At 73.4% G+C, this 26,278-nt stretch carries 24 protein-coding genes; 9 read left to right on the top strand and 15 right to left on the bottom strand.

All coding sequences use genetic code 11. The annotated features are described in order from the left end of the window. Positions 1–119 precede the first annotated feature (119 nt). The gene (locus tag QSK52_RS33990) at positions 120–1,061 is read right to left on the bottom strand and encodes a LysR substrate-binding domain-containing protein (protein ID WP_285740104.1); all 942 of its coding nucleotides are present in this window, start codon (positions 1,059–1,061) and stop codon (positions 120–122) included. 173 nt (positions 1,062–1,234) lie between these two features. On the opposite strand from QSK52_RS33990, the gene QSK52_RS33995 reads away from it, so the two are divergent. Further along, positions 1,235–1,786: a peroxiredoxin gene (locus tag QSK52_RS33995; protein ID WP_285740105.1), complete on the top strand. Its 552-nt coding sequence runs from the start codon at positions 1,235–1,237 to the stop codon at positions 1,784–1,786. Positions 1,787–1,789: 3 nt separating this feature from the next. Continuing rightward, positions 1,790–2,323: an alkyl hydroperoxide reductase gene (locus QSK52_RS34000; RefSeq protein WP_285740106.1), complete on the top strand. Its 534-nt coding sequence runs from the start codon at positions 1,790–1,792 to the stop codon at positions 2,321–2,323. Positions 2,324–2,439: 116 nt separating this feature from the next. On the opposite strand, the gene QSK52_RS34005 is transcribed toward QSK52_RS34000, so the two are convergent. The 4 genes from QSK52_RS34005 to QSK52_RS34020 all read right to left on the bottom strand — a co-directional run bounded on the left by QSK52_RS34005 (position 2,440) and on the right by QSK52_RS34020 (position 7,724). Beyond that, positions 2,440–3,894 (bottom strand): AI-2E family transporter, encoded by a 1,455-nt coding sequence (locus QSK52_RS34005; protein WP_285740107.1) that lies wholly within the window; start codon positions 3,892–3,894, stop codon positions 2,440–2,442. Positions 3,895–4,323: 429 nt separating this feature from the next. Continuing rightward, entirely contained in the window at positions 4,324–5,001 is a 678-nt protein-coding gene (locus tag QSK52_RS34010) for a transglycosylase SLT domain-containing protein (protein ID WP_285740108.1), read from the bottom strand. 405 nt (positions 5,002–5,406) lie between these two features. Next, the gene (locus QSK52_RS34015; RefSeq protein ID WP_285740109.1) at positions 5,407–6,738 is read right to left on the bottom strand and encodes a PhoH family protein; all 1,332 of its coding nucleotides are present in this window, start codon (positions 6,736–6,738) and stop codon (positions 5,407–5,409) included. Positions 6,739–6,929: 191 nt separating this feature from the next. Continuing rightward, the gene (locus QSK52_RS34020) at positions 6,930–7,724 is read right to left on the bottom strand and encodes an isoprenyl transferase (RefSeq protein WP_285740110.1); all 795 of its coding nucleotides are present in this window, start codon (positions 7,722–7,724) and stop codon (positions 6,930–6,932) included. Positions 7,725–8,059: 335 nt separating this feature from the next. On the opposite strand from QSK52_RS34020, the gene QSK52_RS34025 reads away from it, so the two are divergent. Further along, a complete protein-coding gene (locus QSK52_RS34025) occupies positions 8,060–9,670 on the top strand; it encodes a chitinase (RefSeq protein WP_285740111.1) in 1,611 nt (536 codons plus the stop codon). Between the two features lie 99 nt (positions 9,671–9,769). On the opposite strand, the gene QSK52_RS34030 is transcribed toward QSK52_RS34025, so the two are convergent. Together QSK52_RS34030 and QSK52_RS34035 are read right to left on the bottom strand one after the other, a co-directional pair. Next, entirely contained in the window at positions 9,770–10,264 is a 495-nt protein-coding gene (locus QSK52_RS34030; RefSeq protein WP_285740112.1) for a hypothetical protein, read from the bottom strand. A gap of 57 nt (positions 10,265–10,321) precedes the next feature. Beyond that, on the bottom strand, positions 10,322–10,996 hold the full coding sequence (locus tag QSK52_RS34035; protein WP_285740113.1) for a prepilin peptidase: 675 nt from the start codon (positions 10,994–10,996) through the stop codon (positions 10,322–10,324). 118 nt (positions 10,997–11,114) lie between these two features. Here QSK52_RS34035 and QSK52_RS34040 point away from each other — a divergent pair, with 118 nt between their 5' ends. Then, a complete protein-coding gene (locus tag QSK52_RS34040; protein WP_285740114.1) occupies positions 11,115–12,329 on the top strand; it encodes a pyridoxal phosphate-dependent aminotransferase in 1,215 nt (404 codons plus the stop codon). Between the two features lie 88 nt (positions 12,330–12,417). On the opposite strand, the gene QSK52_RS34045 is transcribed toward QSK52_RS34040, so the two are convergent. After that, a complete protein-coding gene (locus QSK52_RS34045; protein ID WP_285740115.1) occupies positions 12,418–14,247 on the bottom strand; it encodes a phosphoenolpyruvate carboxykinase (GTP) in 1,830 nt (609 codons plus the stop codon). A 264-nt stretch (positions 14,248–14,511) separates the two neighbouring features. Here QSK52_RS34045 and trhA point away from each other — a divergent pair, with 264 nt between their 5' ends. Then, on the top strand, positions 14,512–15,180 hold the full coding sequence (trhA, locus tag QSK52_RS34050) for a PAQR family membrane homeostasis protein TrhA (RefSeq protein WP_285740116.1): 669 nt from the start codon (positions 14,512–14,514) through the stop codon (positions 15,178–15,180). Between the two features lie 6 nt (positions 15,181–15,186). On the opposite strand, the gene QSK52_RS34055 is transcribed toward trhA, so the two are convergent. Continuing rightward, entirely contained in the window at positions 15,187–15,456 is a 270-nt protein-coding gene (locus QSK52_RS34055; protein WP_285740117.1) for a hypothetical protein, read from the bottom strand. A 213-nt stretch (positions 15,457–15,669) separates the two neighbouring features. Between QSK52_RS34055 and QSK52_RS34060 the strand changes: the two genes are divergently transcribed. Next, positions 15,670–17,289 (top strand): MFS transporter, encoded by a 1,620-nt coding sequence (locus tag QSK52_RS34060; protein ID WP_285740118.1) that lies wholly within the window; start codon positions 15,670–15,672, stop codon positions 17,287–17,289. Continuing rightward, a complete protein-coding gene (locus QSK52_RS34065; RefSeq protein ID WP_285740119.1) occupies positions 17,286–17,945 on the top strand; it encodes a TetR family transcriptional regulator in 660 nt (219 codons plus the stop codon). The genes QSK52_RS34060 and QSK52_RS34065 overlap by 4 nt, the downstream gene beginning before the upstream one ends. A 12-nt stretch (positions 17,946–17,957) precedes the next feature. On the opposite strand, the gene QSK52_RS34070 is transcribed toward QSK52_RS34065, so the two are convergent. Further along, on the bottom strand, positions 17,958–18,923 hold the full coding sequence (locus QSK52_RS34070; protein WP_285740120.1) for an NADP-dependent oxidoreductase: 966 nt from the start codon (positions 18,921–18,923) through the stop codon (positions 17,958–17,960). Positions 18,924–19,006: 83 nt separating this feature from the next. On the opposite strand from QSK52_RS34070, the gene QSK52_RS34075 reads away from it, so the two are divergent. Beyond that, positions 19,007–19,984, top strand: coding sequence for a GlxA family transcriptional regulator (locus QSK52_RS34075; protein ID WP_285740121.1), 978 nt, complete (start codon positions 19,007–19,009; stop codon positions 19,982–19,984). A 161-nt stretch (positions 19,985–20,145) separates the two neighbouring features. Here the strand turns inward: QSK52_RS34075 and QSK52_RS34080 are convergent, their stop codons facing one another. Then, the gene (locus QSK52_RS34080) at positions 20,146–20,994 is read right to left on the bottom strand and encodes a hypothetical protein (protein WP_285740122.1); all 849 of its coding nucleotides are present in this window, start codon (positions 20,992–20,994) and stop codon (positions 20,146–20,148) included. Between the two features lie 11 nt (positions 20,995–21,005). Continuing rightward, positions 21,006–21,653 (bottom strand): papain-like cysteine protease family protein, encoded by a 648-nt coding sequence (locus QSK52_RS34085; RefSeq protein ID WP_285740123.1) that lies wholly within the window; start codon positions 21,651–21,653, stop codon positions 21,006–21,008. A 264-nt stretch (positions 21,654–21,917) separates the two neighbouring features. Between QSK52_RS34085 and QSK52_RS34090 the strand changes: the two genes are divergently transcribed. Continuing rightward, complete coding sequence (locus tag QSK52_RS34090) at positions 21,918–22,856, top strand: hypothetical protein (RefSeq protein WP_285740124.1); 939 nt, start codon at positions 21,918–21,920, stop codon at positions 22,854–22,856. Between the two features lie 17 nt (positions 22,857–22,873). Here the strand turns inward: QSK52_RS34090 and QSK52_RS34095 are convergent, their stop codons facing one another. The 3 genes from QSK52_RS34095 to QSK52_RS34105 all read right to left on the bottom strand — a co-directional run bounded on the left by QSK52_RS34095 (position 22,874) and on the right by QSK52_RS34105 (position 26,234). Continuing rightward, complete coding sequence (locus QSK52_RS34095) at positions 22,874–23,725, bottom strand: GNAT family N-acetyltransferase (RefSeq protein ID WP_285740125.1); 852 nt, start codon at positions 23,723–23,725, stop codon at positions 22,874–22,876. An 82-nt stretch (positions 23,726–23,807) separates the two neighbouring features. Continuing rightward, positions 23,808–25,841, bottom strand: coding sequence for a thioredoxin domain-containing protein (locus QSK52_RS34100; protein ID WP_285740126.1), 2,034 nt, complete (start codon positions 25,839–25,841; stop codon positions 23,808–23,810). 201 nt (positions 25,842–26,042) lie between these two features. Further along, the gene (locus tag QSK52_RS34105) at positions 26,043–26,234 is read right to left on the bottom strand and encodes a hypothetical protein (RefSeq protein ID WP_285740127.1); all 192 of its coding nucleotides are present in this window, start codon (positions 26,232–26,234) and stop codon (positions 26,043–26,045) included. Positions 26,235–26,278 lie beyond the last annotated feature (44 nt).

Consider the following 26,278-nt stretch of genomic DNA (forward strand, 5'->3'; position numbering starts at 1 on the left):
GACTCGTAGGACGGCTTGCACGCGCAGACACACATGGCGGCGATCATCGCGGACATCTCGACCGCGACGACCACCCCCAGCGATCACGCCACGCAGTTGATCAATTACCCCACACTTTCTCAGGCGGCGAGCCGGACCGGCAGGTCCCGCAGGGCCTCGCGGAGGGCGGCGGCGAAGCGGGTGTACTCGGCGGTGCGGGCGGAGCCGGGGCGGTGGGCGAGGCCGATCCGGCGGCCGGGGGCGGGGTGGGCGAAGCGGACGGCGGCGAGGCGGTCGGTGCGTCCGGTCTCGACGTCGAGGGCGGTGGCGGGCAGCAGGGTGACGCCGAGGCCGCCGGCCACCAGCTGGACCAGGGTGGAGAGCCCGGCGGCCCGGGTGCTGCCGCCGGCCGGTTCGGCGCCGACCTCGCGGCAGATGTCGAGCGCCTGGTCGCGCAGGCAGTGCCCCTCCTCCAGCAGCAGCACGTCCAGGTCGAGCAGCGCGTCCCGGGGGACGTCGACCCGTCCGGCGAGGTCGTGCCCGGGCGGCACGACCAGCACGAAGTCCTCGTCGAACAGCGGGATCTCGGCCACCGGCAGCGCCCCGCCCGCGGGCAGCGCGAGCAGGAGCAGGTCGAGCCGCCCGTCGGCCAGGCCGCCGAGCAGCGAGGGGGTGCGCTCCTCGTGGACGTGCAGTTCGAGGTCGGGGTAGGCGTCGCGGACCAGCCGCAGCACGGTGGGCAGCAGGTACGGTGCGACGGTGGGGATCACCCCGAGGTGCAGCGGCCCGGTGAACGGGCGGCGGGCGGCCTCGGCCTCCTCGGTGAGCGCGTGCAGCGCGGAGAGCACCCGGCGGGAGTGCTCGGCGATCCGCTCCCCGAGCGGGGTGATCACGACCCGGCGGGTGGTGCGCTCGACGAGCTGCGCGCCGAGCGACTCCTCCAGCGCGGCGACCGCCCCGGACAGCGCGGACTGGCTGGTGCCGATCGCGGCCGCGGCGTCCCGGAAGTGCCGGTGCTCGGCGACCGCGGCGAAGGCCCGCAGCTGGGAGACGGTGGGGGTGCGGGGCGCGCTGGGCTTCACGGGGCGGTGCTTCCTGCCGGTGGACGGGGTGCTCCGTTCCAGTCTGCCGCACTGATCGGACTTGCCTATCGCGGATCGCGGCAGAACCGATTTCACTGATCAGTGGTGATGTGCGAGGCTGGGAAATGTCCGCAATCCGGACAACCCTCGTCCCAAACCTTGGAGAAGCGAACGTGCTGACGATCGGTGACAAGTTCCCCGAGTACGAACTCAACGCCTGCGTGGACCTCGACGCCGCCAACGCCTTCGCCGAGATCAACCACAAGTCCTACGAGGGCAAGTGGCGTGTCGTGTTCTTCTGGCCGATGGACTTCACGTTCGTCTGCCCGACCGAGATCGCCGCCTTCGGCAAGCTGAACGAGGAGTTCGCCGACCGCGACGCCCAGATCCTCGGCGTCTCCGGCGACTCCGAGTACGTCCACCACGCCTGGCGCAAGGACCACAAGGACCTGCGCGACCTGCCCTTCCCGATGCTCGCCGACGTCAAGCACGACCTGATGCGGGCCTGCGGCGTCGAGGGTGCGGACGGCACCGCCCAGCGCGCGGTGTTCATCGTCGACCCGAACAACGAGATCCAGTTCGTCATGGTGACCGCCGGCTCCGTCGGCCGGAACCCCAAGGAGGTGCTGCGGGTCCTCGACGCCCTGCAGACCGACGAGCTGTGCCCGTGCAACTGGAACAAGGGCGAGGACACCCTCGACGCCCAGTCCCTGCTGGCCGGCTGACCGATGGCGCTCGACGAACTCAAGGCCGCCCTGCCGGACTACGCCAAGGACCTCAAGCTCAACCTCGGCTCGGTGATCGGCAACTCCGACCTGCCCGAGCAGCAGCTCTGGGGCACCGTCCTCGCCTGCGCGATGGCCACCCGCTCCCCGATCGTGCTGCGCGAGCTGGAGCCCGAGGCCAAGGCCAACCTGAAGCCCGAGGCCTACGAGGCCGCCAAGGGCGCGGCCGCGATCATGGCGATGAACAACGTCTACTACCGGACGCTGCACCTGCTCTCCGACAAGGAGTACGGGACGATGCGGGCCGGTCTGCGGATGAACATCATCGGCAACCCGGGCGTCGACAAGGTCGACTTCGAGCTGTGGTCCTTCGCCGTCTCGGCGATCAACGGCTGCGGCCAGTGCCTCGACTCGCACGAGGGCGTGCTGCGCAAGGCGGGCGTCGAGCGCGAGGTGATCCAGGCCGCGGTGAAGATCGCCGCGACCGTCCAGGCCGTCGCCGCGGTGCTGGACGCGGAGGCGCAGCTTCCTCGCTGAGCACGCCGAACACGCCGAACGGCACGGTCCGCCCCGGGAGGGGGTTCCCTCCTCGGGCGGACCGTGCCGTTCGCGCGTGGTTGCTCGCGCAGGTGCCCGCGCCCCCGACGGGGGCGCTACTGCTTCCGGGCGGCCTCGATGGCCTGGAAGACCTCCTGGCCCGCCGCGTTGCGCTGGCGGAGGTGGCCGGTGACGGTGTTGGTGACGGCGATCAGCGGGACGGCGACGATCGCGCCGGGGATGCCGCCGAGGATGGAGCCCGCGGCGACGCCGAGCACCACGGCGAGCGGGTGGACCCGGACGGCGCGGCCGAGGATGAGGGGCTGGAGGATGTGGCCCTCCAACTGCTGGACGCCGATCAGGATGGCGAGGGCGATCAGTGCCTTCGCCGGGCCGACCGTGACGACCGCGATCAGCACCGCGATGGTGCCGGTGACCAGGGCGCCGACCAGCGGCACGAAGGCACCGAGGAAGATGATCACCGCGAGCGGGATGGCCATCGGCACGCCGAGCATGAACAGCCCGATGCCGATGCAGAGCGCGTCGATGAAGGCCACGGTGACGGTGCCGCGGACGTACGCGGTGAGGGTGGCCCAGGCCTTGGGGCCCGCGCCGGCCATCGCGTAGCGGGAGTGCCGGGGCAGTCCGCGCAGCACCCAGCTCCAGATCCGGGCGCCGTCGTAGAGCAGGAAGAAGGTGGTGAAGGCGGTGAGCACCACGCCGGTGAGCAGTTCGACGGCGATGGTGACGCCGGTGAAGCCGGCCGAGGTGAGTTCCTCGGAGTTCTTGCCGATGGCGGTGGTGATCTGGTTGGTGAAGTTGTTGAGCTGGTCCGGGGTGAGGTGGAACGGCCCGGTGAGCAGCCAGTCGCGCAACTGCCGGACGCCGCGCTGGACCTGGACGGTGACCGGGTCGAGGTTGCTGGAGACCTGCCAGAACACGAACCAGCCGACCAGGGCGATGCTGGCCAGTCCGGCCAGGAAGGTGACGACGGCGGCGACCGAGCGGGGCACGCCGTGGCGGCGCAGCCAGGAGACGGTGGGTTCGAGCAGCGCGGAGATCAGCAGGGCGGCGACGGCGGCGAAGGCGACCAGTTTCAGGGTGTCGACGACCTGGAGGACCACGTAGAGGGCGACCCCGATCAGCAGCAGCCGCCAGGTGGACTCGGCGGCGACCCGCAGGGTCCAGGGGACGGCGTCGACGGGGTTGGCGGGGCGGCCGAGCGGAGCGCTGGGGAGCGGGTGCTCGGGGGTGCCGAGCGGCAGGTCGTGCTCGGGGGCGCGCGGGGCGGGTACGGTGTCGTCGGTGCGCACGGCCCCTCCTTCCGGTGGTGCGGCTGGTGCGTCCGCCGGTCCGCCGACGCGCTCGGCGAGTTGACGGGCCGTCTGCTCGGCGGTGCGCAGGGCGGCCAGTTCGGCGGCGAGTTCGACGGCCTGTTCGTTGGCCAGGACGTGCGCCTCGGCGGAGATGGCCGCGCGGCGGCGGCGTTCGGCCGCGGCGAACAGTCCGGCGGCGACCGCCCCTATCTTGGCGAGGCCGCGCCAGCGGCCGCCGCCCGTCTCTTCCGTCACTGCCGGTCTCCCCCCGCGTCGTCTGCCCGTGCCGTCTGCTCGGGGCCGCGGATCGCGCGGCCGTCGGTGAGGAACGCTACCCGCCGACGGGGCGCCCGGTCTCGGGGGTCTCTCGGCGAACGGCCGGGACAATCCGGCAAATCACCAGCTTTCCGGAGGTTTCGTTCGGGGGGCGAGGGGAAGGGGTCTGAGCAGAACGGACCTTCTGTCGGCGGACCGGCCGGGAGCGGAGGAACCAGGACCCGCTCCGTTCCCCCGCGTCCGCACCGAGCCGTCACCGCCCGCGGCGCACTGGTCAGCGCCGCCGGGGCGGGGCGGCCCGCGCCGTGGCCGCTGCCTCGCGGCGGCAGCACGAAGGGCCCGCGCCCCGCGGGAGAGCGGGGGGCGGGCCCTTCGGTGCTTCGACGCTCCGGTGCGCGGCCGGCGGGCCTAGTACCAGCTGTGGGCCTGCCAGAACGACCAGGCGCCGCAGGGGCTGCCGTAGCGGCTGTTCATGTAGCTGAGGCCCCACTTGATCTGGGTCGCGGGGTTGGTGCGCCAGTCCGCTCCGGCCGAGGCCATCTTGGAGCCGGGCAGCGCCTGCACCAGGCCGTAGGCGCCGGAGGAGGCGTTGGTGGCGGTGTAGTCCCAACCGCTCTCGCGCTTCACGATCTGGCTGAAGCACTGGAACTGGTTGGCGTCGCCGATGATCTGGAGCGCCATGTCCTGGACGGAGCCGGGGCTGACGGTGGCCAGCACGCTGCGGGCGGCGGCGCGGTTGGCCTCCTCCTTGGCGCGCTTCTCCTCGGCCGCCTTGGCCGCCTTCTCCGCGTCGGCCTTGGCCTGGGCGTCGGCCGCGGCCTTCTGCCGGGCGGCCTCCTCGGCGGCCTTCTTGGCGGCGGCGTCGGCGGAGACCTGCTGGGCGTCGGCCTGACGGCCGATGCCGTCGCTGACGTTCTGGGCCTGCGTGCCGGTGGGAGCGTCGGCGAGCAGCGTGGCGCTCGCGACATCGACCGTCTGGACGTCGGCCTTGCCCTCACTGCCAGAGGCCGCACCCACGACGGCACCGACGGCGGTCACCGCGGTGGCGGAGGCGACAGCGACTCCCCGGACCGAGATCCGAGTCACATGGTTTCCTTCCAGCGTCGCCCGTCCTGTGACCGTACGGGCGCGTATCTGCCCCTGGCACTGGCCTCCGTCGAACGCTGGTCACGGGAGGCGCGGGCTCGCCGCCACCCGGACGGCGTCCGGGAACTGCGGCTGGAACGAGCGGCGTACGGCTCTGCGGTGTTCAGTTGTGCGCCCGCCGACCGGAGTTGCCGGGCGTGCATTGCCGTACGCGGGGCCTGACAGAACCCTCACCATGCCGCACGCGGACGTGTCTACGCAATTCCCTGTGCCGTGGCGGATCTCACAAACTTTTCGACCTGCGGCTTTGGCCCGGAGGCCGCCGAGGGGACGTCAGTTCGACTGACAGCGCAGGGGCCTGACGCTATGCGTCAGGCCCCTTTGCCCCGTTGTGTCCGGTTATGCCTAGGGCTGGATGTCCTCCAGCATCTCGGTCACCAGGGCGGCGATCGGCGAGCGCTCCGAGCGCGTGAGGGTGACGTGGGCGAACAGCGGGTGGCCCTTCAGCTTCTCGACCACGGCGACCACCCCGTCGTACCGGCCGACCCGCAGGTTGTCGCGCTGGGCGACGTCGTGGGTGAGGACCACGCGGGAGTTCTGGCCGATCCGGGAGAGCACCGTGAGCAGCACGTTGCGCTCCAGCGACTGGGCCTCGTCCACGATCACGAAGGCGTCGTGCAGCGAGCGGCCGCGGATGTGGGTGAGCGGCAGGACCTCCAGCATGCCGCGGGAGATGACCTCCTCGATCACGTCGGGCGTGGTGACGGCGGAGAGGGTGTCGAAGACCGCCTGGGCCCACGGGCCCATCTTCTCGGCCTCGCTGCCGGGCAGGTAGCCGAGCTCCTGGCCGCCGACCGCGTACAGCGGGCGGAACACCATCACCTTGCGGTGCTGGCGGCGCTCCAGGACGGCCTCCAGGCCGGCGCACAGGGCGAGCGCGGACTTGCCGGTGCCGGCCCGGCCGCCCATCGAGATGATGCCGATCTCCGGGTCGAGCAGCAGGTCGAGGGCGATCCGCTGCTCGGCGCTGCGGCCGCGCAGGCCGAACGCCTCGCGGTCGCCGCGCACCAGCTGCACCCGGCCGTCGGGGGCCACCCGGCCCAGCGCCCGGCCGCGCTCGGAGTGCAGCACCAGGCCGGTGTGCACGGGGAGCTGCTCGGCGCCCTCGATCTGCAGGGCGTGCTCCTGGCCGGCGAACAGCTGGTCCACCTGGTCGGCGGGGACGTGCAGTTCGGTCATGCCCGTCCAGCCGGAGGTGATCGCCAGCTCGGCCCGGTACTCCTCGGCCAGCAGGCCGACCGAGCTCGCCTTGATCCGCAGCGGCAGGTCCTTGGAGACCACGGTGACGTCGTAGCCCTCGGCCTGCAGGTTGCGGGCGACCGCGAGGATCCGGGTGTCCGCCTCGCCGCCGCCGACCCGGTAGCCGGCCGGGAGGATCGAGGTGTCGGAGTGGTTCAGTTCGACCCGGATGGTGCCGCCGAGCTCGCCGACCGGGATCGGCTCGTCCAGCCGGCCGTGCCGGACGCGGTAGTCGTCCAGCATCCGCAGCGCCTGACGGGCGAAGTAGCCCAGCTCCGGATGGTGCCGCTTGGCCTCCAACTCCGTCACCACGACGACCGGGAGGACCACTTCGTGCTCCTCGAAGCGCGTCATCGCGAGGGGGTCGGCCAGGAGCACGCTGGTGTCGAGGACGTACGTGCGCCGGTCAGGTGTCCGGCGGCTCTTGGAACTGACCACTAGCCCTCCAGAGCGGGTGACCCGACGTCACCCGCGGCCCACCGGTCCCCGCGGCCCCGCTGGCCGGGGGGACGGTCTGAGGGGAGTGTTCCCAGGCGAGGGGCCCCGCATTCGTGCCGGAGCGAACGGCGGGATCACAACCGGTGAACGTTTTCCCACCCGTCCCAGGGGTAGGTGGACCTGACCCGCGGTCAGCGCCCCATCCGCCGGTTGCGCTGCTGGTAGTCGCGCAGCGCGCGGAGGAAGTCGACCTTCCGGAAGGCCGGCCAGTACGCCTCGCAGAAGTAGAACTCGCTGTGCGCGGACTGCCAGAGCAGGAAACCGGACAACCGCTGCTCGCCGGAGGTGCGGATCACCAGGTCCGGGTCGGGCTGGCCCTTGGTGTACAGGTGCTCGGCGATGTGCTCGACGTCGAGGACCTCGGCCAGCTCCTCGATCGAGGTGCCGCGGCCGGCGTGCTCCTGCAGCAGCGAGCGGACGGCGTCGGCGATCTCCTGGCGGCCGCCGTACCCGATCGCGACGTTGACGGTCAGGCCGTCGACGTGCGCGGTGTCCTGGGCGGCGCGCTTGAGCAGTTCGGCGGTCCGGGCGGGCAGCAGGTCGAGGGCGCCCACCGGGTGGACCTTCCAGCGGCCCGCCTCGACCAGGCCCTGCACGGTGTCCTCGATGATGCCGAGCAGCGGGACGAGCTCCTCGGCGGGGCGGGCCAGGTTGTCGGTGGAGAGCATCCACAGGGTGACCACCCGGACGTCGGTCTCCGCGCACCAGCCCAGGAACTCGCCGATCTTGTCGGCGCCGCGCTGGTGGCCGTACGCGGTGGTGCCGCCGGTGGCCTTGGCCCAGCGCCGGTTGCCGTCCAGGATCACGCCGATGTGGTGCGGGGTGTTGGCCAGGTGCACCTCGACCCGGCGGCCGTAGAGCCGGTAGGCCCTGTCCAGCAGGGTGCGCAACCCCGGCGTCCGTTCCACCACATCGCGCAGACCCATCGTGAACGGCCTCTCCGTACTGATTGCTCCGGGTGCGAAATCCCTGCGGCAGCCTACTCCGCCCGGGTTTGCGCGCGGCAAAACCGCAGGTACCGGTCTTGTCACAGTGCGCGCACGGGACAAGCTACGGAACGGTATCCGATTCCTTAAACCGCCCCTAAACCGGATTCCGGGTCTTGACGCTTGCCATTGGTCTAGTCCAGCGTGTGGGCAGCACCACAGCGGACCCTCCCCCACAGCGGAGCCGCCGCGACCCCCACCGCGGCGGCTCTCCCCGACCTTCCCGGCGTGCCTCCCCACACCCACACCCCCACTCTCCTGCACTGGAGCCTGTCATGGCCCGTACCCTGCAGCAGCCGTCCCACCGGCGCCGCAACAAGATCCCGGCCGTCCTCGCCACCGCGACCGCGCTGGCGCTGGCGGGCACCGGCCTCGCCCTGTCGGCCGGCGGCGCGAACGCCGCGGTCGGCAACCTGGTCAACAACGGCGGCTTCGAGTCCGGCCTGTCCGGCTGGAACTGCGTCGGCACCACCTCCGCGGTCGCCACCCCGGTGCACTCGGGCACCGGCGCGCTGGCCGCCACCCCCGGCGCCTCCGACACCGCGGAGTGCACCCAGACCGTCTCGGTCCTCCCCAACACGTCCTACACGCTGAACGGCTGGGTCCAGGGCCAGTACGTCTACCTGGGCGCCCGCGGCACCGGCGGCACCGACCCGTCCACCTGGTCCGCGCAGAGCGCCTGGAACCAGCTGAACACCACCTTCACCACCGGCGCCGGCACCACCAGCGTCACGCTGTACGTGCACGGCTGGTACGGCCAGCCCACCTACTACGCGGACGACGTCCAGCTGATCGGCCCGGGCGGCACCGCCTCCCCGACCCCGTCGGCCTCCGCCACCTCGGCCTCCCCGTCGGCCTCCGCCTCGCCGACCAGGAGCGCCTCCCCCTCGGCCTCCGCCTCGCCGACCAAGAGCGCCTCCCCGTCGGCCTCGGCGTCCTCCTCGCCCAGCCCGTCCTCCTCGGCGACCACCACCACCCCGCCGAACACCGGCCTGCCGAAGCACGTCCTGACCGGCTACTGGCAGAACTTCGACAACGGCTCGACCGTGCAGAAGCTGCGCGACGTGCAGTCCGCGTACGACATCATCGCGGTCTCCTTCGCCGACGCGACCACCACCCAGGGCGCGATCTCCTTCACCCTGGACCCGGCGCTGGCCACCAAGCTCGGCGGCTACACCGACGCCGACTTCAAGGCCGACATCGCCGCCAAGCACGCGGCCGGCAAGAAGGTCGTCCTCTCCATCGGCGGCCAGAACGGCGCCATCTCGGTCGGCAACGCCACCGCCGCGACCAACTTCGCCAACTCGGCGTACGCCCTGATCCAGCAGTACGGCTTCGACGGCATCGACGTCGACCTGGAGAACGGCGTCGACCCGACCTACATGTCGCAGGCGCTGCACACCCTGCAGTCCAAGGTCGGCTCCGGCTTCGTCCTGACCATGGCGCCCGAGACCATCGGCATGTACTCCACCGCCGGTGCGTACTTCCAGCTCGCGCTGAACACCAAGGACATCCTGACCGTCGTCAACACCCAGTTCTACAACTCGGGCGGCATGAACGGCTGCGACGGCAAGGTGTACACCCAGGGCACCATCGACTTCATCACCGCGCAGGTCTGCACCCACATCCAGGGCGGCCTGCGCCCGGACCAGGTCGGCATCGGCGTCCCGGCCTCGACCAAGGCGGCGGGCGGCGGCTACGTCAACTCCACCGTGGTGAACAACGCGCTGGACTGCCTGGCCACCGGCAACCACTGCGGCAGCTTCGTCCCGCCGGCCAAGTGGCCGACCATCCGCGGCGCGATGACCTGGTCGACCAACTGGGACGCCAACAACGGCAACGACTTCTCCACCAACGTCGGCGCCTTCGCGCACGCCATGCCGTAACCGGAACCAGTGCGCCGCTCCTTGAGGGTGGGGTAGGTGCACGCACAGGGGCCCGCCGTACCGCTGGGGTACGGCGGGCCCCGCCCGTTCCCGGGCCGGTCAGCCCGCGGCGCGCTGCCGCTCCAGGTCGCCCGCGGCGCGCACCAGGGCCATCAGGCCGGCCACCGCGGCGACCAGCGCGCCGTAGTCCAGGGACGCGCTGGCCGTGGCCGGCAGCGCCTGCAGGCTCCGGTGCAGTTCCGCCACGGCCACCGCGACGCCCCCGAACGTGCAGGTCGCCGCCAGCAGCGCCGCCCCGGCCAGCCGGACGCTCGGCGCGCACGCCCGCACCAGCGACAGGACGGCCAGCGCGCCGCCGGACCACTGCACGACCCGCAGGGCCGTCACCGCGTGGCTCAGGGCACCGGTCCTGATCTCGTCGGCGCGCTCGACGAGCTGGAAGGCGGAGACCGTCTTGCCGCCGGCCCCGGCCCAGGACAGGGCGAGGGACCAGAAGACCACCACGGCGTACAGGCACACCTCCCAGGCCCGGGAGCGGGGCCGGTCGGTGGCGGGAGGGTCCTGCGGCGGCCGGGGGTCGGGATCCGGTGTCATGACTCGATGGTGGAGGCTGTTTCCCTTGGAGGACAAGGGAGTTGGCGTGCCGACCGGTCAGCCGCCGACCGCCGCCAGCACCGCCGCCAGGGTGCCCAGCAGCATCGCCGGGCCGAGCGCCAGCTCGCTGCGCCGCCCGGCCCGGCGCAGCGCCAGCAGCGCCACCGCCCACAGGGCGGCGAGCAGCCAGGTGTAGAGGAGTCCCGCGTACACCGCCCGCCAGCCCGCCAGCCCGAGGACCGCGCCCAGGCTCGGTGCCAGCTTGGCGTCGCCCAGGCCCATTGGGGCCAGCAGCGCCATCAGCAGGTAGAGCAGCCCGAGGGCGCCCGCGGCCAGCGCGCAGCGCAGCCACACCGCCGGGTCGTGGTCGGTGAGCGGCACCAGCACGGCGGTGCCGAGGAACAGCGGCCGGGTGAGGGCGTCCGGCAGCCGCTTGACCGCGGCGTCCACGAAGGCCAGCACGGTGCCGAACAGGGCCAGCCAGACCAGCAGCGGCAGCCAGCGGCCCGGTGCCCAGGCGGCCAGCACCGCGCCGAGCGCGGCGGCGGCGGCCTCGACGGTCAGCGGCGGCGGGCCGACGCGCGGCTCGCCGTGCCGCGGGCAGCGGCCGTACGGGGTGGGCAGGCAGTCGCGCCAGGGTTCGCCGGGCGGCACCGCGTACCGGGTGGCGGCCGCCCGCAGCGGCACCCCCGCGCACAGCCCGAGTGCGGCTCCGACCACTGCTGCGAGCATCCGGCCCCTCCCCTGACGGTCCGCCGCGACCCTACCGCCCGGGGCGGTTCGCCCGTCCGTGTCCAGGTGGCGAACAGCACTCGGTGATCGGCGTAACGCGCCCGTAAAGTAGGCGGGTATGCAGGTCATCCAGTCCAGCAAGCTCGCCAATGTCTGCTACGACATCCGCGGCCCGGTGCTCGACGAGGCGATGCGGCTGGAGGACCAGGGCCACCGCATCCTGAAGCTCAACACCGGCAACCCCGCCGCGTTCGGCTTCGAGGCGCCGCCAGAGATCCTCCAGGACATCCTCCGCAACCTCAACTCCGCGCACGGCTACGGCGATTCGAAGGGCCTGCTCTCGGCGCGCCGCGCCGTGGTCATGCACTACGAGGAGCGCGGCCTGCACGGCCTGACCGTCGACGACGTGTACCTCGGCAACGGCGTCTCCGAGCTGATCCAGCTCGCCATGACCGCCCTGCTCGACGACGGCGACGAGGTGCTCGTCCCGGCGCCCGACTACCCGCTGTGGACGGCCTCGGTCTCGCTGGCCGGCGGCACCGCGGTGCACTACCGCTGCGACGAGCAGTCCGAGTGGTACCCGGACCTGGCGGACATCGCGGCGAAGATCACCGACCGCACCCGGGCGATCGTGGTGATCAACCCGAACAACCCGACCGGCGCGGTGTACCCGAAGGAGCTGCTGGAGGGCCTGGTCGACCTCGCCCGCCGGCACAGGCTGGTGGTCTACGCGGACGAGATCTACGACAAGATCCTCTACGACGGGGTGGAGCACACCCCGCTGGCCACCCTGGCGCCCGACCTGTTCTGCGTGACCTTCAACGGCATGTCCAAGTCCTACCGGGTGGCGGGCTTCCGCTCCGGCTGGATGGTGCTCTCCGGCGACCGGCACCGGGCCCGCTCCTACATCGAGGGCCTCAACGTGCTCGCCTCGATGCGGCTGTGCGCCAACATGCCCGCCCAGCACGCGGTCGCCGCGGCGCTCGGCGGACGGCAGTCCATCCGGGACCTCGTGCTGCCCGGCGGCCGGCTGCTCGCCTCCCGGGACGCCGCGTACAAGCTGCTGAACGAGATCCCCGGCGTCTCCTGCGTCAAGCCCAAGGGCGCGCTGTACGCCTTCCCGCGGCTCGACCCGCAGGTCTACAAGATCAAGGACGACGCGCAGATGGTCCTGGACCTGCTGCGCGCCCAGCGGATCCTGATCGTCCAGGGCACCGGCTTCAACTGGCCCGACCCGGACCACTTCCGGCTGGTCACCCTGCCGCACCCGGAGGACATCACGGACGCGGTCACCCGGATCGGCGACTTCCTGTCCGGGTACTCCCAGCCGTAGCGGCCCCGGCCGCGCGCACGGCGACGCCCCGCACCCCTCCCGGGGTGCGGGGCGAACGTTTCGCCGGGCCCTCACCGGCCTCGGCGGGTCAGTCGCCGAGCCGCTTGACCAGCGCCCGGTACTCGTCCCACAGCTCGCTCGGGGTGTGCTCGCCGAACAGCTCCAGGTGGGCCGGGACGAGCGCGGCCTCCTGCTTCCAGATCTCCCGGTCGACCGTGAACAGCAGCTCCCGGTCGGCGTCGCTGATCTCCAGCCCGTCCAGGTCGAAGCCGTCGACCTCGGGCAGCACGCCGATCGGCGTCTCGACGCCCCCCGCGGTGCCCTCCAGGCGCTCGACGATCCACTTCAGGACGCGGCTGTTCTCGCCGTAGCCGGGCCACACGAACCGGCCGTCGGCGTTCTTCCGGAACCAGTTGACGTAGTAGATCTTCGGCAGCTTCTCGGCGTCCGCCGCGGCGCCGACCTTCAGCCAGTGCGCGAAGTAGTCGCCCATGTTGTAGCCGCAGAACGGCAGCATCGCGAACGGGTCGCGGCGCAGCTCGCCGACGGTGCCCTCGGCGGCGGCGGTCTTCTCGGAGGCGATGTTGGCGCCGAGGAAGACGCCGTGCTGCCAGTCGAAGGACTCGGTGACCAGCGGGACGGCGGTGGCCCGGCGGCCGCCGAACAGGATCGCCGAGATCGGCACGCCCGCCGGGTCCTCCCACTCCGCGGCGATGGTCGGGCACTGCGCGGCGGGGACGGCGAAGCGCGCGTTCGGGTGGGCGGCGGGGGTGCCGGAGTCCGGCGTCCAGTCGTTGCCGCGCCAGTCGGTGAGGTGCGCGGGCGGCTCCTCGGTCAGGCCCTCCCACCACACGTCGCCGTCGTCGGTGAGCGCGACGTTGGTGAAGACGGTGTTGCCCCAGAGGGTCCTGATCGCGTTGGCGTTGGTGTCCTCGCCGGTGCCGGGGGCGACGCCGAAGAAGCCCGCCTCCGGGTTGATCGCGTAGAGCCGGCCGTCGGCGCCGAACCGCATCCAGGCGATGTCGTCGCCGATGGTCTCCACCTTCCAGCCCGGGATGGTCGGCTGGAGCATCGCCAGGTTGGTCTTGCCGCAGGCGGACGGGAACGCGGCGGCGACGTACTTGACCTCGCCGGAGGGCGGGGTGAGCTTGAGGATCAGCATGTGCTCGGCCAGCCAGCCCTCGTCGCGGGCCATGGTGGAGGCGATCCGCAGCGCGTAGCACTTCTTGCCGAGCAGGGCGTTGCCGCCGTAGCCGGAACCGTAGGACCAGATCTCCCGGGTCTCCGGGAAGTGCGAGATGTACTTGGTGCTGTTGCACGGCCACGGCACGTCGTCCTGGCCCTCGGCGAGCGGGGCGCCCACGGTGTGCACGGCCTTGACGAACTCGCCGTCCTCGCCGAGCTGGTCGAGCACGGCCTGCCCCATCCGGGTCATCACGCGCATCGAGACGGCGACGTACGCGGAGTCGGTGACCTCGACGCCGTACGCGGCCAGCGGGGAGCCGACCGGGCCCATCGAGAACGGCACCACGTACATGGTGCGGCCGCGCATCGCGCCGCGGAACAGGCCGTCCTCGCCCTGGAAGACCTCGCGCATCTCGGCGGGGGCCTTCCAGTGGTTGGTCGGGCCGGCGTCCTGCTCGCGCTCGGAGCAGATGAAGGTGCGGTCCTCGACGCGGGCGACGTCGGACGGGTCGGAGGCCGCGTAGTAGGAGTTGGGTCGCTTGGTCTCGTCGAGCTTGGTGAAGGTGCCCTGGGCGACGAGCTGCTCGGCGAGGCGGTGGTACTCCTCCTCCGAGCCGTCGCACCAGACGACGCGGTCCGGCTGGGTGAGGTCGGCAATCTCGTTGACCCAGTCCACCAGGCGCTGGTGGCGGGTGGGCGCGGACTCGGCGAGCGCAGAGATCTGAGGCGGCACGATCGCTCCGTTTCACACCATCTCGGCCAGGAGACGGCTTCGCGGGGGTTGAGGGTGGTTACACGGTAGACCCGGTTCGGCACTCCTTCTTCTGCCATTTGGCGTCATTGGCGAGATCTTTACTCCAGAGTGTCCGGTTAGGTGGCTCCGTGATGCTCTGCGCATGCCCCGGAGAGACCTTGATCACGCAGGTCGACTTGTACTCCGCGTACAAGAGTGAGGATGACCACTTCCTTACGCGCCAGTAACCTACGGTTCCGTAAGATGCTGCCCATGACCGCGGAAGCGCTGGAGCTCATGAAGCCCAAGTGGCGCGGCTGGCTGCATGCCGGGATGTTCCCGGCCGCCCTGGCCGCCGGAATCGTGTTGATCTGCCTGGCCGACTCGACGGCGGCGCGGGTCGCCTGCGTCGTCTACTCGGTGAGCGCCTGGATGCTGTTCGGGGTGAGCGCGGTGTACCACCGCTTCACCTGGGGCCCGCGCGGCGAGGCGGTGCTGCGCCGGCTCGACCACGCCAACATCTTCCTGATCATCGCCGGGACGTACACCCCGTTCACCATCCTGCTGCTGGACGGCGCGCGGCAGCAGGTGCTGCTGTGGCTGGTGTGGGGCGGGGCGCTGGCCGGGATCGCCTTCCGGGTGTTCTGGGTCGGCGCACCGCGCTGGCTCTACACCCCGTGCTACGTGGCCCTCGGCTGGGCGGCGGTGTTCTTCCTGCCGGACTTCCTGCACAGGGGCGGCCCCGCCGTGGTGACGCTGATCGTCGTCGGCGGCGTGCTCTACACCGTCGGCGGCGTGGTCTACGGCCTCAAGCGCCCGAACCCGTCACCGCGCTGGTTCGGCTTCCACGAGGTGTTCCACGCCCTCACCCTGGGCGCGTTCATCGTGCAGTACGTGGGGGTCTCGCTGGTGGCGTACGCCGCCACCGCCTGACCCCCCTCAGCGGCGGACCGGCTGGACCCTGGTCTCCAGCCGCTCCCGGGCCCGACGGCAGCGCTCGCAGTGCGCCGCGTCGGGCCCTTCGCCTGCCGCGCGCTGGTGGGCCCGGCCGCGGAAGCGGTGGCCGACCCAGGCCATCACCGCCAGCACCTCGACCGCGGAGACCACCCAGACCAGGCGGGCGCCGCCGGCCAGGTACCCGGCTATGACGGCCAGCGCGGCCAGCACACCGACCACGCCGCTCCAGAACCGCGCCGCACCGTACTCCATCGGCAAACCTCCCGCCGGCCGACCGGTCTCCTGACACACCGTCAGGGAACTCCCCACCTACAGTGACATGTTCAGCACGCTCCGCGGGAGAACGGGGGATCAACAGCGCATCAACAACAGAGGCAGGAATCCCGCAGGGGGCTCTTCGCTTGACGGCAGCCATCTTTTGATAGTTACTCTCATTTGAGAGAAACTACCGGATGGAGGCTCCGCATGCCCGCGCCCCAAGCACCGCCGCCCGGCCCGCGCCGCTGGATCGCCCTGGTGGCGGTCGCGCTCAGCGTGCTCGTCATCGGCTTCGACACCACCGTGCTGAACGTCGCCCTGCCCGACCTGGCCCGGCAGTTGGAGGTCGGCACCGGGCAGCAGCAGTGGATCGTCGACGCCTACACGGTGGTGTTCGCCGCCGCCCTGCTGCCCGCCGGGCTGCTCGGCGACAGGTTCGGCCGCCGCCGCACCCTGGTGCTCGGGCTCGCCCTGTTCGGCGCCGCCTCGCTGCTCGGCACGCTCGCCTCCGGGCCCGGGTCGCTGATCGCCGCCCGGACGGTGATGGGCCTGGCCGCCGCGTTCGTGATGCCGATGTCGATGGCGGTCGTCCCGGCCGTCTTCCCGCCCGCCGAACAGCGCCGCGCCACCGCCCTGCTGACCACCATGACCGCGATCGGCGTCCCGCTCGGCCCGATCGTCGGCGGGCTGCTGCTGCGCCACTACTGGTGGGGGTCGATCTTCCTGGTCAACGTCCCGCTGGTGCTGCTCGGCACCGTCGCCTGCCTGCTGCTGCTCCCCGAGTCCGCCGACCCGGCCGCGCCCCGGCTCGACCCGCTCGCCGCACTGCTCGCCACCGGCGGCCTGTCCGCGCTGACCTGGGGCGTCATCGAGGGCGGCGACCTCGGTTGGGGCGACGCCCGGGTGCTCGGCGCGCTGGCCGGGTCGCTGCTCGCGCTGACCTGGCTGGTGCGGCGCAGTCGCCACCGGGAGCACCCGATGCTGGACCTCCGGCTGCTGGCCGAACCGGTGTTCCGGTGGTGCGCCGTCGCCGTCACCCTGGTCTCGGTCGTCCTGCTCGGCGGCTTCTTCGTGCTGCCCGCCTACTTCCAGAGCGTGCTGGGCACCGACGCGCTCGGCAGCGGGCTGCGCCTGATGCCGATGATGGGCGGCCTGCTGGTCGCCTCCCGGACCGGCGAACGGCTGGTGCGCCGCTTCGCCCCGCGCGGGGTGATCGGCGCCGGGCTGGCGCTCACCGGCCTCGCCCTGCTGCTCGGCAGCCGCACCTCCGCCGGGGACGGCTACGGCTGGACGGCGCTGTGGCTGCCGCTGTTCGGCGCCGGGCTCGGCCTGGTGCTGATCACCGCGACCGCCTCCGCGCTGCTCCTGCTGCCGCCCGCCAAGGCCGGGGTCGGCTCGGGCCTGGTCCAGACCCTCCGCCAGGTCGGCGGCGCGGTCGGCGTGGCCGTCTTCGGCGCCCTGCTCGCCACCGGGTACCGCGACCGCCTCGACACCGGCGGCACGCCCGAACCCGCCGCGCAGCTGGCCCGCGGCTCGGTGACCGCCGCCGACGCGGTCGCCGAGCGGATCGGCGACCCGGCGCTGGCCGCGTCCGCGCACGGCGCCTACCTGCACGGCATGACGCTGGTGATGCTGGTCGCCGGGGTGCTCGCGCTGCTCTCCGCCGTCCTGGTCACGGCCCGGATGCCCGGCACCGACCCGGCGGCCGCCCCCGGCCCGGGCCCCGGACCGGTGGCCGGTGCCCCGGTGCCCGGCGGTCCGACGCCCGGCGGTCCGGTGCGGCCGGTGGTCGCGGCGGCGGGTGATCCCGGAGAATCGTCGGCATGACCACCCCGCGCAGCGCCCGGCCCCGCCCGTCCGACCCCTCCCCCCGCTCGTTGGAGGAACTCGCCGGGGCCCCGCTGTCGCTGCGCGAGCGCAAGAAGCTGAGGACCCGGCAGACCCTCCGCCGGGAGGCCATGCGGCTCTTCGCCGAGCAGGGCTGGGAGGCCACCACCGTCGACCAGATCGCGGCCGCGGCGGAGGTCTCCCCGTCCACCTTCTTCCGGTACTTCCCGACCAAGGAGGACCTGCTGCTCACCGACGAGTACGACCCGCTGATGGCCGAGGCGATCCGGGCCCGCCCGGCGGACGAGCCCTTCCTGACCTCCGCCCGCGCGGTGCTGGTCGGGCTGGTCCGCCGGATGCTCAGCGAGCAGGAGCGCGCCGAGCTGTACGAGCGGATGCGGCTGGCCGCCTCCGTCCCCTCCGTCCGGGTCCGGATGCTGGAGGGCGCCGGCCAGCCGCGCGGCATGCTGCTCGACCTGCTCACCGAGCGGGCCGGCCTGGACGCCCCCACCCTCGAGGTGCGGATCACCGCCGCCGCGATCTCCGCCGCGCTCACCGAGACCTCCCTGTACTGGGCCGACCGCGGCGGCCGGGAGGACCTCGCCGACCTGCTCGACCTCGCCCTGGGGCACCTCCAGGAGCTGGACGCGCACTGACGGTCCGGCGGCTCAGTCGCCGAGCAGCACCAGCTTGCCCGCCACCCGGCCGCTGTCGCCCACCTCGTGCGCCTTCGCGGCCTCCGCCAGCGGGAACGTCCCGGCGATCTCGGCCCGCAGCAGGCCGCGCTCCGCGAGGTCCGCGACCGCGGTCATGCCCGCGTGGTCGGCCTCCACCAGCAGCATCGAGGTGCGCACCCCGAGCCGGGCCGCCTCCTCGGCCAGGCCCTCGACCGGGAACGGCAGGATCGACACCAGCAGTCCGCCCCGGCGCAGCGTGCGCAGCGAGCGCAGCTGGTACTCGCCGCCGATGGTGTCCAGCACCACGTCCACGTCGCGCACCGCCTCGGCGAAGTCGACCGCCCGGTAGTCGACCGGCTCGTCCACCCCGATCCGGCGCAGGAAGTCGTGCTTGGCCGCGCTGGCCGTCCCGATCACGTGCGCGCCGCGGGCCTTGGCGATCTGCACCGCCAGGTGCCCGACCCCACCGGCCGCGGCGTGCACCAGCACCCGGTCCCCGGCCCGGACCTGCGCGGTGTCCGCCAGCGCCTGCCAGGCCGTCAGCGCGGCCAGCGGCAGCGCGCCCGCCTGCACCACGTCCAGCGAGGCGGGGCGGCGGACGAACGCCCGGGCCGGGCCGACCGCGTACTCGGCGTGCGAGCCGACCCCGTACGGGTAGGGCAGCATGCCGAACACCTCGTCGCCCGGGGCGAACAGCGTGACGCCCAGGCCGACCGCCTCCACGGTGCCCGCCACGTCCCAGCCCAGCACGAACGGCGGTTCGCCGAGGAAGAGGCCCGCGGCCCGGTGCTTCCAGTCGGTCGGGTTCAGGCCCGCGGCGCGCACCCGGACCAGCACCTGGCTCGGGCCGGGCACCGGGCGGGGCCGCTCCACCAGGTGCAGCACCTCGGGGCCGCCGAGGACGTCCTGGCTGATCGCGCGCATGGTGGGCACCTGGTTCGTCGTGTCGTTCGTCATGCCCCCACCCTGGCGGGTGCGGGCGGCCCGCCGTGAGTGGCAAGATGGTCACCGTCCGATGGGATCCTGCCAGGAGGTCCGCCATGGCCCCCGCGTCACCGTCCGCCCCCTCGCCTGCTCCGCACCGGGTCGTGGTGCTCGCCCTCGACGGCGTGTACCCGTTCGAACTCGGCATCCCCCGGAGGGTGTTCGGCAGCTTCGCCGACCGCTACGAGCTGACCACCTGCACCGTCGACGGCCGCCCCGTCCGGACCGACGCCGACTTCGCCGTCACCCCCGACCACGGGCCGGAGGTCCTGGCCGACGCCGACACCGTGGTGATCCCGCCGTTCGGTCCCGTCCCGACCACCCCCGAACCCGACCCCGCCGTCAGCGCCGCGCTCGCCCTGGTCCGGCCCGGCACCCGGCTGATCTCCATCTGCACCGGCGCCTTCGTGCTCGCCGCCGCCGGACTCCTCGACGACCGGCCCGCCACCACCCACTGGGCCCTCGCCGAACACTTCCGCACCCTCTTCCCGCGGGTCCGGCTCGACCCCGACGTGCTGTTCGTCGACGACGGCGACGTCCTCACCTCCGCGGGCGCGGCCGCCGGGGTCGACCTCTTCCTGCACGTCCTGCGCGGCGACCACGGCACCGCCGCCGCCAACCACGCGGCCCGGATCTGCGTCGTCCCGCCGTGGCGCGACGGCGGCCAGGCCCAGTACATCCAGCAGCCCGTGCCCAGCACCGGCAGCACCGGCACCGCCCCCACCCGCGAATGGGCCCTCACCCGGCTCCACGAGCCGCTCAGCCTCGCCGAACTCGCCGCCCACGCGAACATGAGCACCCGCACCTTCGCCCGCCGCTTCCAGGAGGAGACCGGCCAGAGCCCCGGCCGCTGGCTCACCCAGCAGCGCATCGAACTGGCCCGCCACCTGCTCGAAGCCACCGACCTCAGCATCGACCGGATCGCCACCCGCGTCGGCTTCGCCAACCCCGTCTCGCTCCGCCAGCACCTGCACTCCGCGATCGGCGTCTCCCCCCTCGCCTACCGCCGCACCTTCGCGGGCGCCTCCTCCTGACCCTGTCGGAGGCCCCGTCGGGGGCCGGGGAACGGCGGCTCCGAGCTGCCGGCGGCCGGAGCCCGTCGGAGGGTCCGTGCTGCTTCGGGCCGAACCGGGAGCCCGGGACCACCGCAAGCCCGTCCCCGGACCTGCGGCAGCCCCGGGCTCCCGGTTCCGCGCTAGTACGCGATGCGAGCCTTCCGCCGCCGCAGCCCGACCGCCGTCCCGGCCAGCGCGGTCAGCCCGACCGCACCGCCCGCGGCGAGCAGCGGCGCACCGTCGCGGCCCGTCCCCGTCGAAGCGGCCGCCGTCTCGAAGCCGCCCGCCTTGCCGGAGGCGTCGTACGCGGAGCCGGGCAGCTTGTCCCCGTAGCGCTGGTGGACGAGTTGCTGGTACGCGGCGACGGTGGTGCCGCGGTCGCCGACCGAGCGGCGGGCGTCCTCGTCGAGCGGCAGCACGCGGCCGCCCTTGACCTCGTACCAGGCGTCGATCTGCGGTTCGCGGAAGGCGGTGCCGCCGTCCGCCGCGGCCCGGGCCGCGTAGTCGGTCTCGTCGCCGCCGGAGGCGATGTTGACGACCCGCCAGCTGCCGCCCTGCCGGGCGGTCCAGACCGAGGCGCGCTGCCCGTCCGCGGCGACGGCGGCGGTCGCGGTGAACTCGACCTCGGCGACCGGGGTTCCGGCCCGTCCGGCGACGAAGGCCGCGGAGAGGGTGTAGACGGGCACGGTGTCGCCGGTGAGGCGGGGGGCGGCCGCGGTCGCGGCCTTCGCCTCCTCGGCCGCGCTGATCCCGAGCTGCTGGGTGGGCGGCACTCCCCTGCGGGCGAAGAAGTGCCCCAACTGGTCCAGTACGGCGGGCTGTTGGGTCGCGCTGCGGGCGGCGGCGAGCTCGCCGGAGCCGAGCGCGGCGGGGGTGTCGGCGGCGTGCGCCGCCGGGGCGAGGGCGACGGCGGCGAGGGCGACGGCCGCCAGGGCGGTCGCGGTGCGGGTGGTCGCGGTGCGGGTGGCGTGGACGCGGTGGCTGCTCATGGTGTGGCTCCTCACGCGCCGATCCGGTACAGGGAGTGGGTCCAGGAGAAGGACCCGTTGCTCACGTAGTAGGCGTAGTCGCCCCAGTTGTAGCGGTAGTTGGACGGCCACGGGTCGCCCCAGTACAGCCAGTTGCTGTTGACGTCGTAGCCGTACAGGACGTTCATGTGGCCGCCGCCGGAGCTCCACTGGATCCGGGTCTCGACCGGGCGCCCGGCGTCGATCTCGGTCTGCACCGTGGAGTAGCGCAGGTAGCCGTTGACGTACGAGCCGGTGCTGATGCCGATCCGGTACAGCGCGTTCTGCACCTCGGCCAGGCTGGCCTGGCTGTTGGGGCAGGTGGAGTTGACGGAGCGGCCGAACGCCAGGTTGCAGAACTGGTTCTGGCTGTAGGTGTAGCCGTAGTAGGTGGCGATGGTGTTGCCGCCGGCCGCCCAGCACCAGTTGCTCTGCTGCTGGGCCTGCATGGTGATGTCGAGGATCCGCGAGGTGCCGGCCAGCGCGGGGGCCTGGGCGGCGGCGGGAACGGCGGCGGTCGTGGCCGTGGGGGCGGTGGCCGCTCGGGCGGGGGTGGTGGCGGCCACGCTCAGCACCGGGGCGAGGGTGCCCAGGGCGAGTGCGGCGACCGTCCGGCGCAGCCGGATCGGGAGCTGTGGCATGGGGGTCGGCCTCCTGGCAGGGGCGAGGAGCGGATGTGGGGGCGGCGCGTCCGGACGGCGCGGGAAGAGCATCCGGCCGGGCCGGTGCGCAGGTCAACGGCCGTTCCCCGTACGGCAGTCGGGGTGTGAACGGGCCCGGCGGCGGTGTGAACGCGGCCGCCCTGGGCAGCGCGGATATCGCCCGGACCGATGACAGGACGGCCCGGAGGTGTGAATATTCACGGTCAATCCGCGGTCAATCCACGGTCGATCGAGAAGGTGGCCATGCAGCAGCCGTCCGCGCCGTCCGACCTGACCCTCGCCCTGCGCACCGGGCCGTTCCACCTCGCCCTGCGGGCCGCCATCACCGCCCGCGGCCTCGCCCTGCACCGGCTGCGCGAGCGGCTGGCGCAGCGCGGCGTGCAGGTCGGGGTGACCAGCCTCAGCTACTGGCAGCAGGGGCTGCGGCGCCCCGAGCGGGCCGAGTCGCTGCGCGCCGTCGCGGTGCTGGAGGAGGTGCTGGAGCTGCCGGAGCACTCGCTGACCCGGCTGCTCGGCCCGCGCCGCAGCGCCCCCGAGCCCGCCCCGGCGGGTCCGGCGGTCCGCCCGTACCGGGACCTGATCAGCCCGGCCGAGGCGGTCGACGGGCTGCTCGCCGTGCTGTCCGGGCCGCCCGACACCGGGCTGCACACCATCACCCACATCGAGCGGATCCGGGTCGGTGCGGACCGGCGGCTGGTGCGCCGCGACTCCCAGCACGTGCTGCGGGCGCACCGCGACGGCATCGACCGCTACCTGGCCATCTACCAGGGCGATCCGGGCTGCGACATCGAACGGGTCCGGGTCCGGGCCGAGGAGAACTGCCGGCCCGGCCGGATCCGCCGCGACCCGGCCGCGAACCTGCTGGTCGCCGAGCTCCTGCTGGACCGCCGCCTGCGCACCGGCGACACCCACCTGCTCGGCTACGGCTTCGACGAGGCCCCGTCCGCCGGGCCCAGCCGCGAGTACGTCCGCGGCTTCAACGCGGGTGCCGGGCAGTACGTCCTGCAGGTCACCTTCGACCCGGGCGCGCTGCCCGTCCGCTGCGACCGCTTCACCCGGCGCACGCCGGACCAGTCCGCGCTGGAGAGCGAGGAGTTGACCCTGGACGGCCACCACTGCGCGCACCTGGTGGCCGCCGACCTGCCGCCCTGCCTGCTCGGCCTGCGCTGGGACTGGGAGTGACTCCCCCTCCCGCCCGCTCAGTCGAGGACGACGTGCACCGCGTCGCCGACCGGCAGGTAGCCGATGCGCCGGTAGATCGCGTTGCTGACGGGGTTGGCGAGGTCGGTGTAGAGCAGCACCTCGGCCGCGCCGCCCGCCCGTGCGTGCGCGGAGGCCGCCGCCGTCAGGGCGCTCGCGTAGCCGCGGCCGCGCAGCTCCGGCGGGGTGTAGACCGGGCCGATCCGGGACATCCCGGCGACGGCCGGGCTCGCCCCGGCGAGGGAGGTGACGCGGGCGTCCTCGGCCTCCCAGAGCAGCAGGGTGCCCGCGGCGATCCGCCGGTCGGCGTCGGCCTGCAGGTCGCCGGGGACGTTCACCTGCGCCTCGGCGGCGAACGCGGCGAGCCACCGGGCGACCAGCTCCCGCTCGGCCGGGGCGGCGAGCCGGGCCCGCCCGGCCGGAGGGGTCGGCGGTGGCGTCAACTCGCCGAGCCGGTACAGCCGTTCGTTGGTCGCGACGGCCCAGCCGCGGCCGGTGAGCCGCTCCAGCTCCCGGGCGAAGGCGAACACCTCCGCCCGCCCGCCGCCCGCGTCGCCCGGCTGCTGGTCGCCGTCCGCGAGCAGCCGGGCGAGTGCCTCGGCCGCGGCGGTGGTCATCCGCCCCAGGCGCTGCCCGTACGGCGGGGTGCGCAGGGTGACGCCGGTGACGGCACCGTCCGGCTCCCGCCACCAGCCGTAGCGCGGCGGGGCCTCGCCGTAGACCTGCGGGCCGTCCCGGTCGATGCGGTCGACGATGGTGAGCAGCACGGTGTTCTCGGCGGGGTGGGCCGCCAGGAACGGCCCGGCGGCGGTGCGGAATTCGTCCAGCGACGTGGTGAGTGTCCAGCCCATGCCGCATCCTCTCCCGCCCGCCGCGGCGGTGACCACCGGTTATCCGGCGGGCCGTCCTCCTCGCTCAGTCGCGCCTCCTCCCTCAGTCGCGCAGCCGCTCGGCCAGTTCCACCGGGTCCGCGGTCGGGCGCTCGCAGACGAAGTGCCGGCACACGTACGCGGCGGGGCGGCCGTCCAGCAGCGGGCGGTCGGCCAGCAGCGGCACCTCGGCGTCGCCGGGCTCGCCGACGGCGACCACCGCGCCGGGGGCGGTGGAGCGCAGAGCGGCCAGGTGCAGCGCGGCCCGGGCCGGGTCGTCGGCGGGGCCGACCACGGCGACCTCGCGGGGGCCGTCGAGCAGCGCCTCGGCGGCGGCCAGGCCCCAGCCGATGAACCGGGGGGCGCGGGTGCCGAGGGTGGAGACGATGCCGAGCGCCCGCTCGGCGGCGGTGCGGTGCCGGGCCGAGCCGGTGTACGCGGCGTACGTCAGCAGGGCCGCGGCGGCGGCGGTCCACCCGGACGGGGTGGCGTTGTCGGTGGGGTCCTGCGGGCGGCGGATCAGCTGCTCGGCGTCGTCCGCGGTGTCGTACAGCGCGCCGGAGGCCTCGTCCGTGAAGTGCAGCAGCACCACGTCGAGCAGTTCCCCGGCCAGTTGCAGCCAGGAGGTGTCGCCGCCGACCGCGTACAGCGCGAGGAAGCCCTCCGCGGTGTCCGCGTAGTCCTCCAGCACCCCGGCGTTGGCCCCCGCCCGGCCGTCCCGGGAGGTGCGCAGCAGCCGCCCGTCCGCGGTCAGGTGGACGGCGATCAGCAGGTCGGCGGCCCGCTCGGCGGCCTCGACCAGGTCCGGCCGCTCCAGCAGCGCACCGGCCTCGGCGAGCGCGGCGACCGCCAGCCCGTTCCAGGCCGCCACCACCTTGTCGTCCCGCGCGGGCGCCGGGCGGTCGGCCCGCGCCTCGAACAGCTTCGCCCGGATCCGCGCGTACGCCTCCCCGTCCTGCGGGTCGGTCGGCAGCTGCAGCACCGAACTGCCGTGCTCGAACGTCCCGGTGACGTCGAACAGCTGCACCGCGAGGGCGGCGTCCGCCTCCCCCAGCACCTCCGCCAGCTGCCCGGGCGTCCACGCGTAGTACGCGCCCTCGGCGTTCCTCCCGCTCGCCGGGTCCGGCGAGTCGGCGTCCAGCGCGGAGGCGAACCCGCCCTCGGGGGTGCGCAGTTCGCGCAGCAGGAAGTCCGCGGTCTCCAGCGCGACGCGGCGCGCCCGCTCCTCGCCGGTGGCCCGCCACAGGTGCAGGTACACCCGCAGCAGCAGCGCGTTGTCGTAGAGCATCTTCTCGAAGTGCGGGACCGTCCAGGTCGCGTCCACCGCGTACCGGGCGAAGCCGCCGCCCAGCTGGTCGTAGATCCCGCCGCGCGCCATCGCCTCGCAGGTGCGCTCCACCATCTCCAGCGCCGCCGCGGACCCGGTCCGGGCGTGGTGCCGCAGCAGGAACTCCAGCACCATCGACGGCGGGAACTTCGGCGCCCCGCCGAACCCGCCCCGCCGCTCGTCGAACGACCGCGTCAACTCCACGACCGCCGCGTGCAGTTCGGCCTCACCCGGCGCCTTCCCCACCCCGCTGCCCACCGCGTACACCGAGGCCCGCTCCGCGAGGTCGCGCCCGATCCGCGCCGCGACCTCCGCCACCTCCTCGCGCCGCCCCGTCCACGCCTTGTCCACGCCCTCCAGCACCTGCCGGAACGAGGGCATGCCGTGCCGCGGCTCCGGCGGGAAGTACGTTCCGAAGTAGAACGGCTCCTTCCCCGGCGTCAGGAACACCGTCATCGGCCACCCGCCCTGCCCCGTGGCCGCCTGCACCGCCTCCATGTACACCGCGTCGACGTCCGGCCGCTCCTCCCGGTCGACCTTCACCGCCACGAACCGCCCGTTCAGGAACTCCGCCGTCGCCTCGTCCTCGAACGACTCGTGCGCCATCACGTGGCACCAGTGGCACGCCGCGTACCCCACGCTCAACAGCACCGGCACCCCCCGCCGCTCCGCCTCCGCGAACGCCTCGGGACCCCACTCCCACCAGTCGACGGGGTTGTCGGCGTGCTGCAACAGGTACGGGGAGGTCGCGTCCGCGAGGCGATTCGGCATGCCCTCATCCTCGCCCACCCGGGCCCCGGATCCACCGCCGAACACGGATCCGGTGCCCACCGGCCCCGCCCGCCGGCCGACTCGACCGGCAGTCCGCCCGAACCGCACTGGTGCGTGTCACGATGCGGCCGGAGCCGACGGGCCGGGTGCGGCGGTCGTGAGGCCGGTGGTGGTCCGGGGCGGTCGCGACCGCCCGGCGGGTCAGTCGTCCTTGGGGTCCGGCTGCTCGGTGAAGTCGATCTTCTTGAAGCGGGCGTTCATCGACTTCAGGAGGAACCAGGTGGCGATGCCGAGGGCCGCGAAGACCACGAAGCCGAGGAGACCGGGGGTGACCTTGGTCTCGTCGAGGGCCAGGGCGCCGGCGAGCTGGACGGGGTTCACGGGGCTGCTCATTCCTCCATGGTGACCCGACCTTAGGACGGCCGGGTCACCGGGGG

Origin of the sequence: Kitasatospora phosalacinea, assembly GCF_030268885.1 — a bacterium.
GTDB lineage: Bacteria > Actinomycetota > Actinomycetes > Streptomycetales > Streptomycetaceae > Kitasatospora > Kitasatospora phosalacinea_C.

Bases quoted from the DNA above. Each gene is read 5' to 3' on its own strand.
- QSK52_RS34025 (WP_285740111.1), top strand. From the start codon at position 8,060: ATGGCCCGTACCCTGCAGCAGCCGTCCCACCGGCGCCGCAACAAGATC.
- QSK52_RS34000 (WP_285740106.1), top strand. From the start codon at position 1,790: ATGGCGCTCGACGAACTCAAGGCCGCCCTGCCGGACTACGCCAAGGAC.
- QSK52_RS34095 (WP_285740125.1), bottom strand. From the start codon at position 23,725: ATGGGCTGGACACTCACCACGTCGCTGGACGAATTCCGCACCGCCGCC.
- QSK52_RS34070 (WP_285740120.1), bottom strand. From the start codon at position 18,923: ATGACGAACGACACGACGAACCAGGTGCCCACCATGCGCGCGATCAGC.
- QSK52_RS34090 (WP_285740124.1), top strand. From the start codon at position 21,918: ATGCAGCAGCCGTCCGCGCCGTCCGACCTGACCCTCGCCCTGCGCACC.
- QSK52_RS34105 (WP_285740127.1), bottom strand. From the start codon at position 26,234: ATGAGCAGCCCCGTGAACCCCGTCCAGCTCGCCGGCGCCCTGGCCCTC.
- QSK52_RS34020 (WP_285740110.1), bottom strand. From the start codon at position 7,724: ATGGGTCTGCGCGATGTGGTGGAACGGACGCCGGGGTTGCGCACCCTG.
- QSK52_RS34055 (WP_285740117.1), bottom strand. From the start codon at position 15,456: ATGGAGTACGGTGCGGCGCGGTTCTGGAGCGGCGTGGTCGGTGTGCTG.
- trhA (WP_285740116.1), top strand. From the start codon at position 14,512: ATGCTGCCCATGACCGCGGAAGCGCTGGAGCTCATGAAGCCCAAGTGG.
- QSK52_RS34030 (WP_285740112.1), bottom strand. From the start codon at position 10,264: ATGACACCGGATCCCGACCCCCGGCCGCCGCAGGACCCTCCCGCCACC.
- QSK52_RS34035 (WP_285740113.1), bottom strand. From the start codon at position 10,996: ATGCTCGCAGCAGTGGTCGGAGCCGCACTCGGGCTGTGCGCGGGGGTG.
- QSK52_RS34075 (WP_285740121.1), top strand. From the start codon at position 19,007: ATGGCCCCCGCGTCACCGTCCGCCCCCTCGCCTGCTCCGCACCGGGTC.
- QSK52_RS34040 (WP_285740114.1), top strand. From the start codon at position 11,115: ATGCAGGTCATCCAGTCCAGCAAGCTCGCCAATGTCTGCTACGACATC.
- QSK52_RS34085 (WP_285740123.1), bottom strand. From the start codon at position 21,653: ATGCCACAGCTCCCGATCCGGCTGCGCCGGACGGTCGCCGCACTCGCC.
- QSK52_RS34080 (WP_285740122.1), bottom strand. From the start codon at position 20,994: ATGAGCAGCCACCGCGTCCACGCCACCCGCACCGCGACCACCCGCACC.
- QSK52_RS34065 (WP_285740119.1), top strand. From the start codon at position 17,286: ATGACCACCCCGCGCAGCGCCCGGCCCCGCCCGTCCGACCCCTCCCCC.
- QSK52_RS34060 (WP_285740118.1), top strand. From the start codon at position 15,670: ATGCCCGCGCCCCAAGCACCGCCGCCCGGCCCGCGCCGCTGGATCGCC.
- QSK52_RS34100 (WP_285740126.1), bottom strand. From the start codon at position 25,841: ATGCCGAATCGCCTCGCGGACGCGACCTCCCCGTACCTGTTGCAGCAC.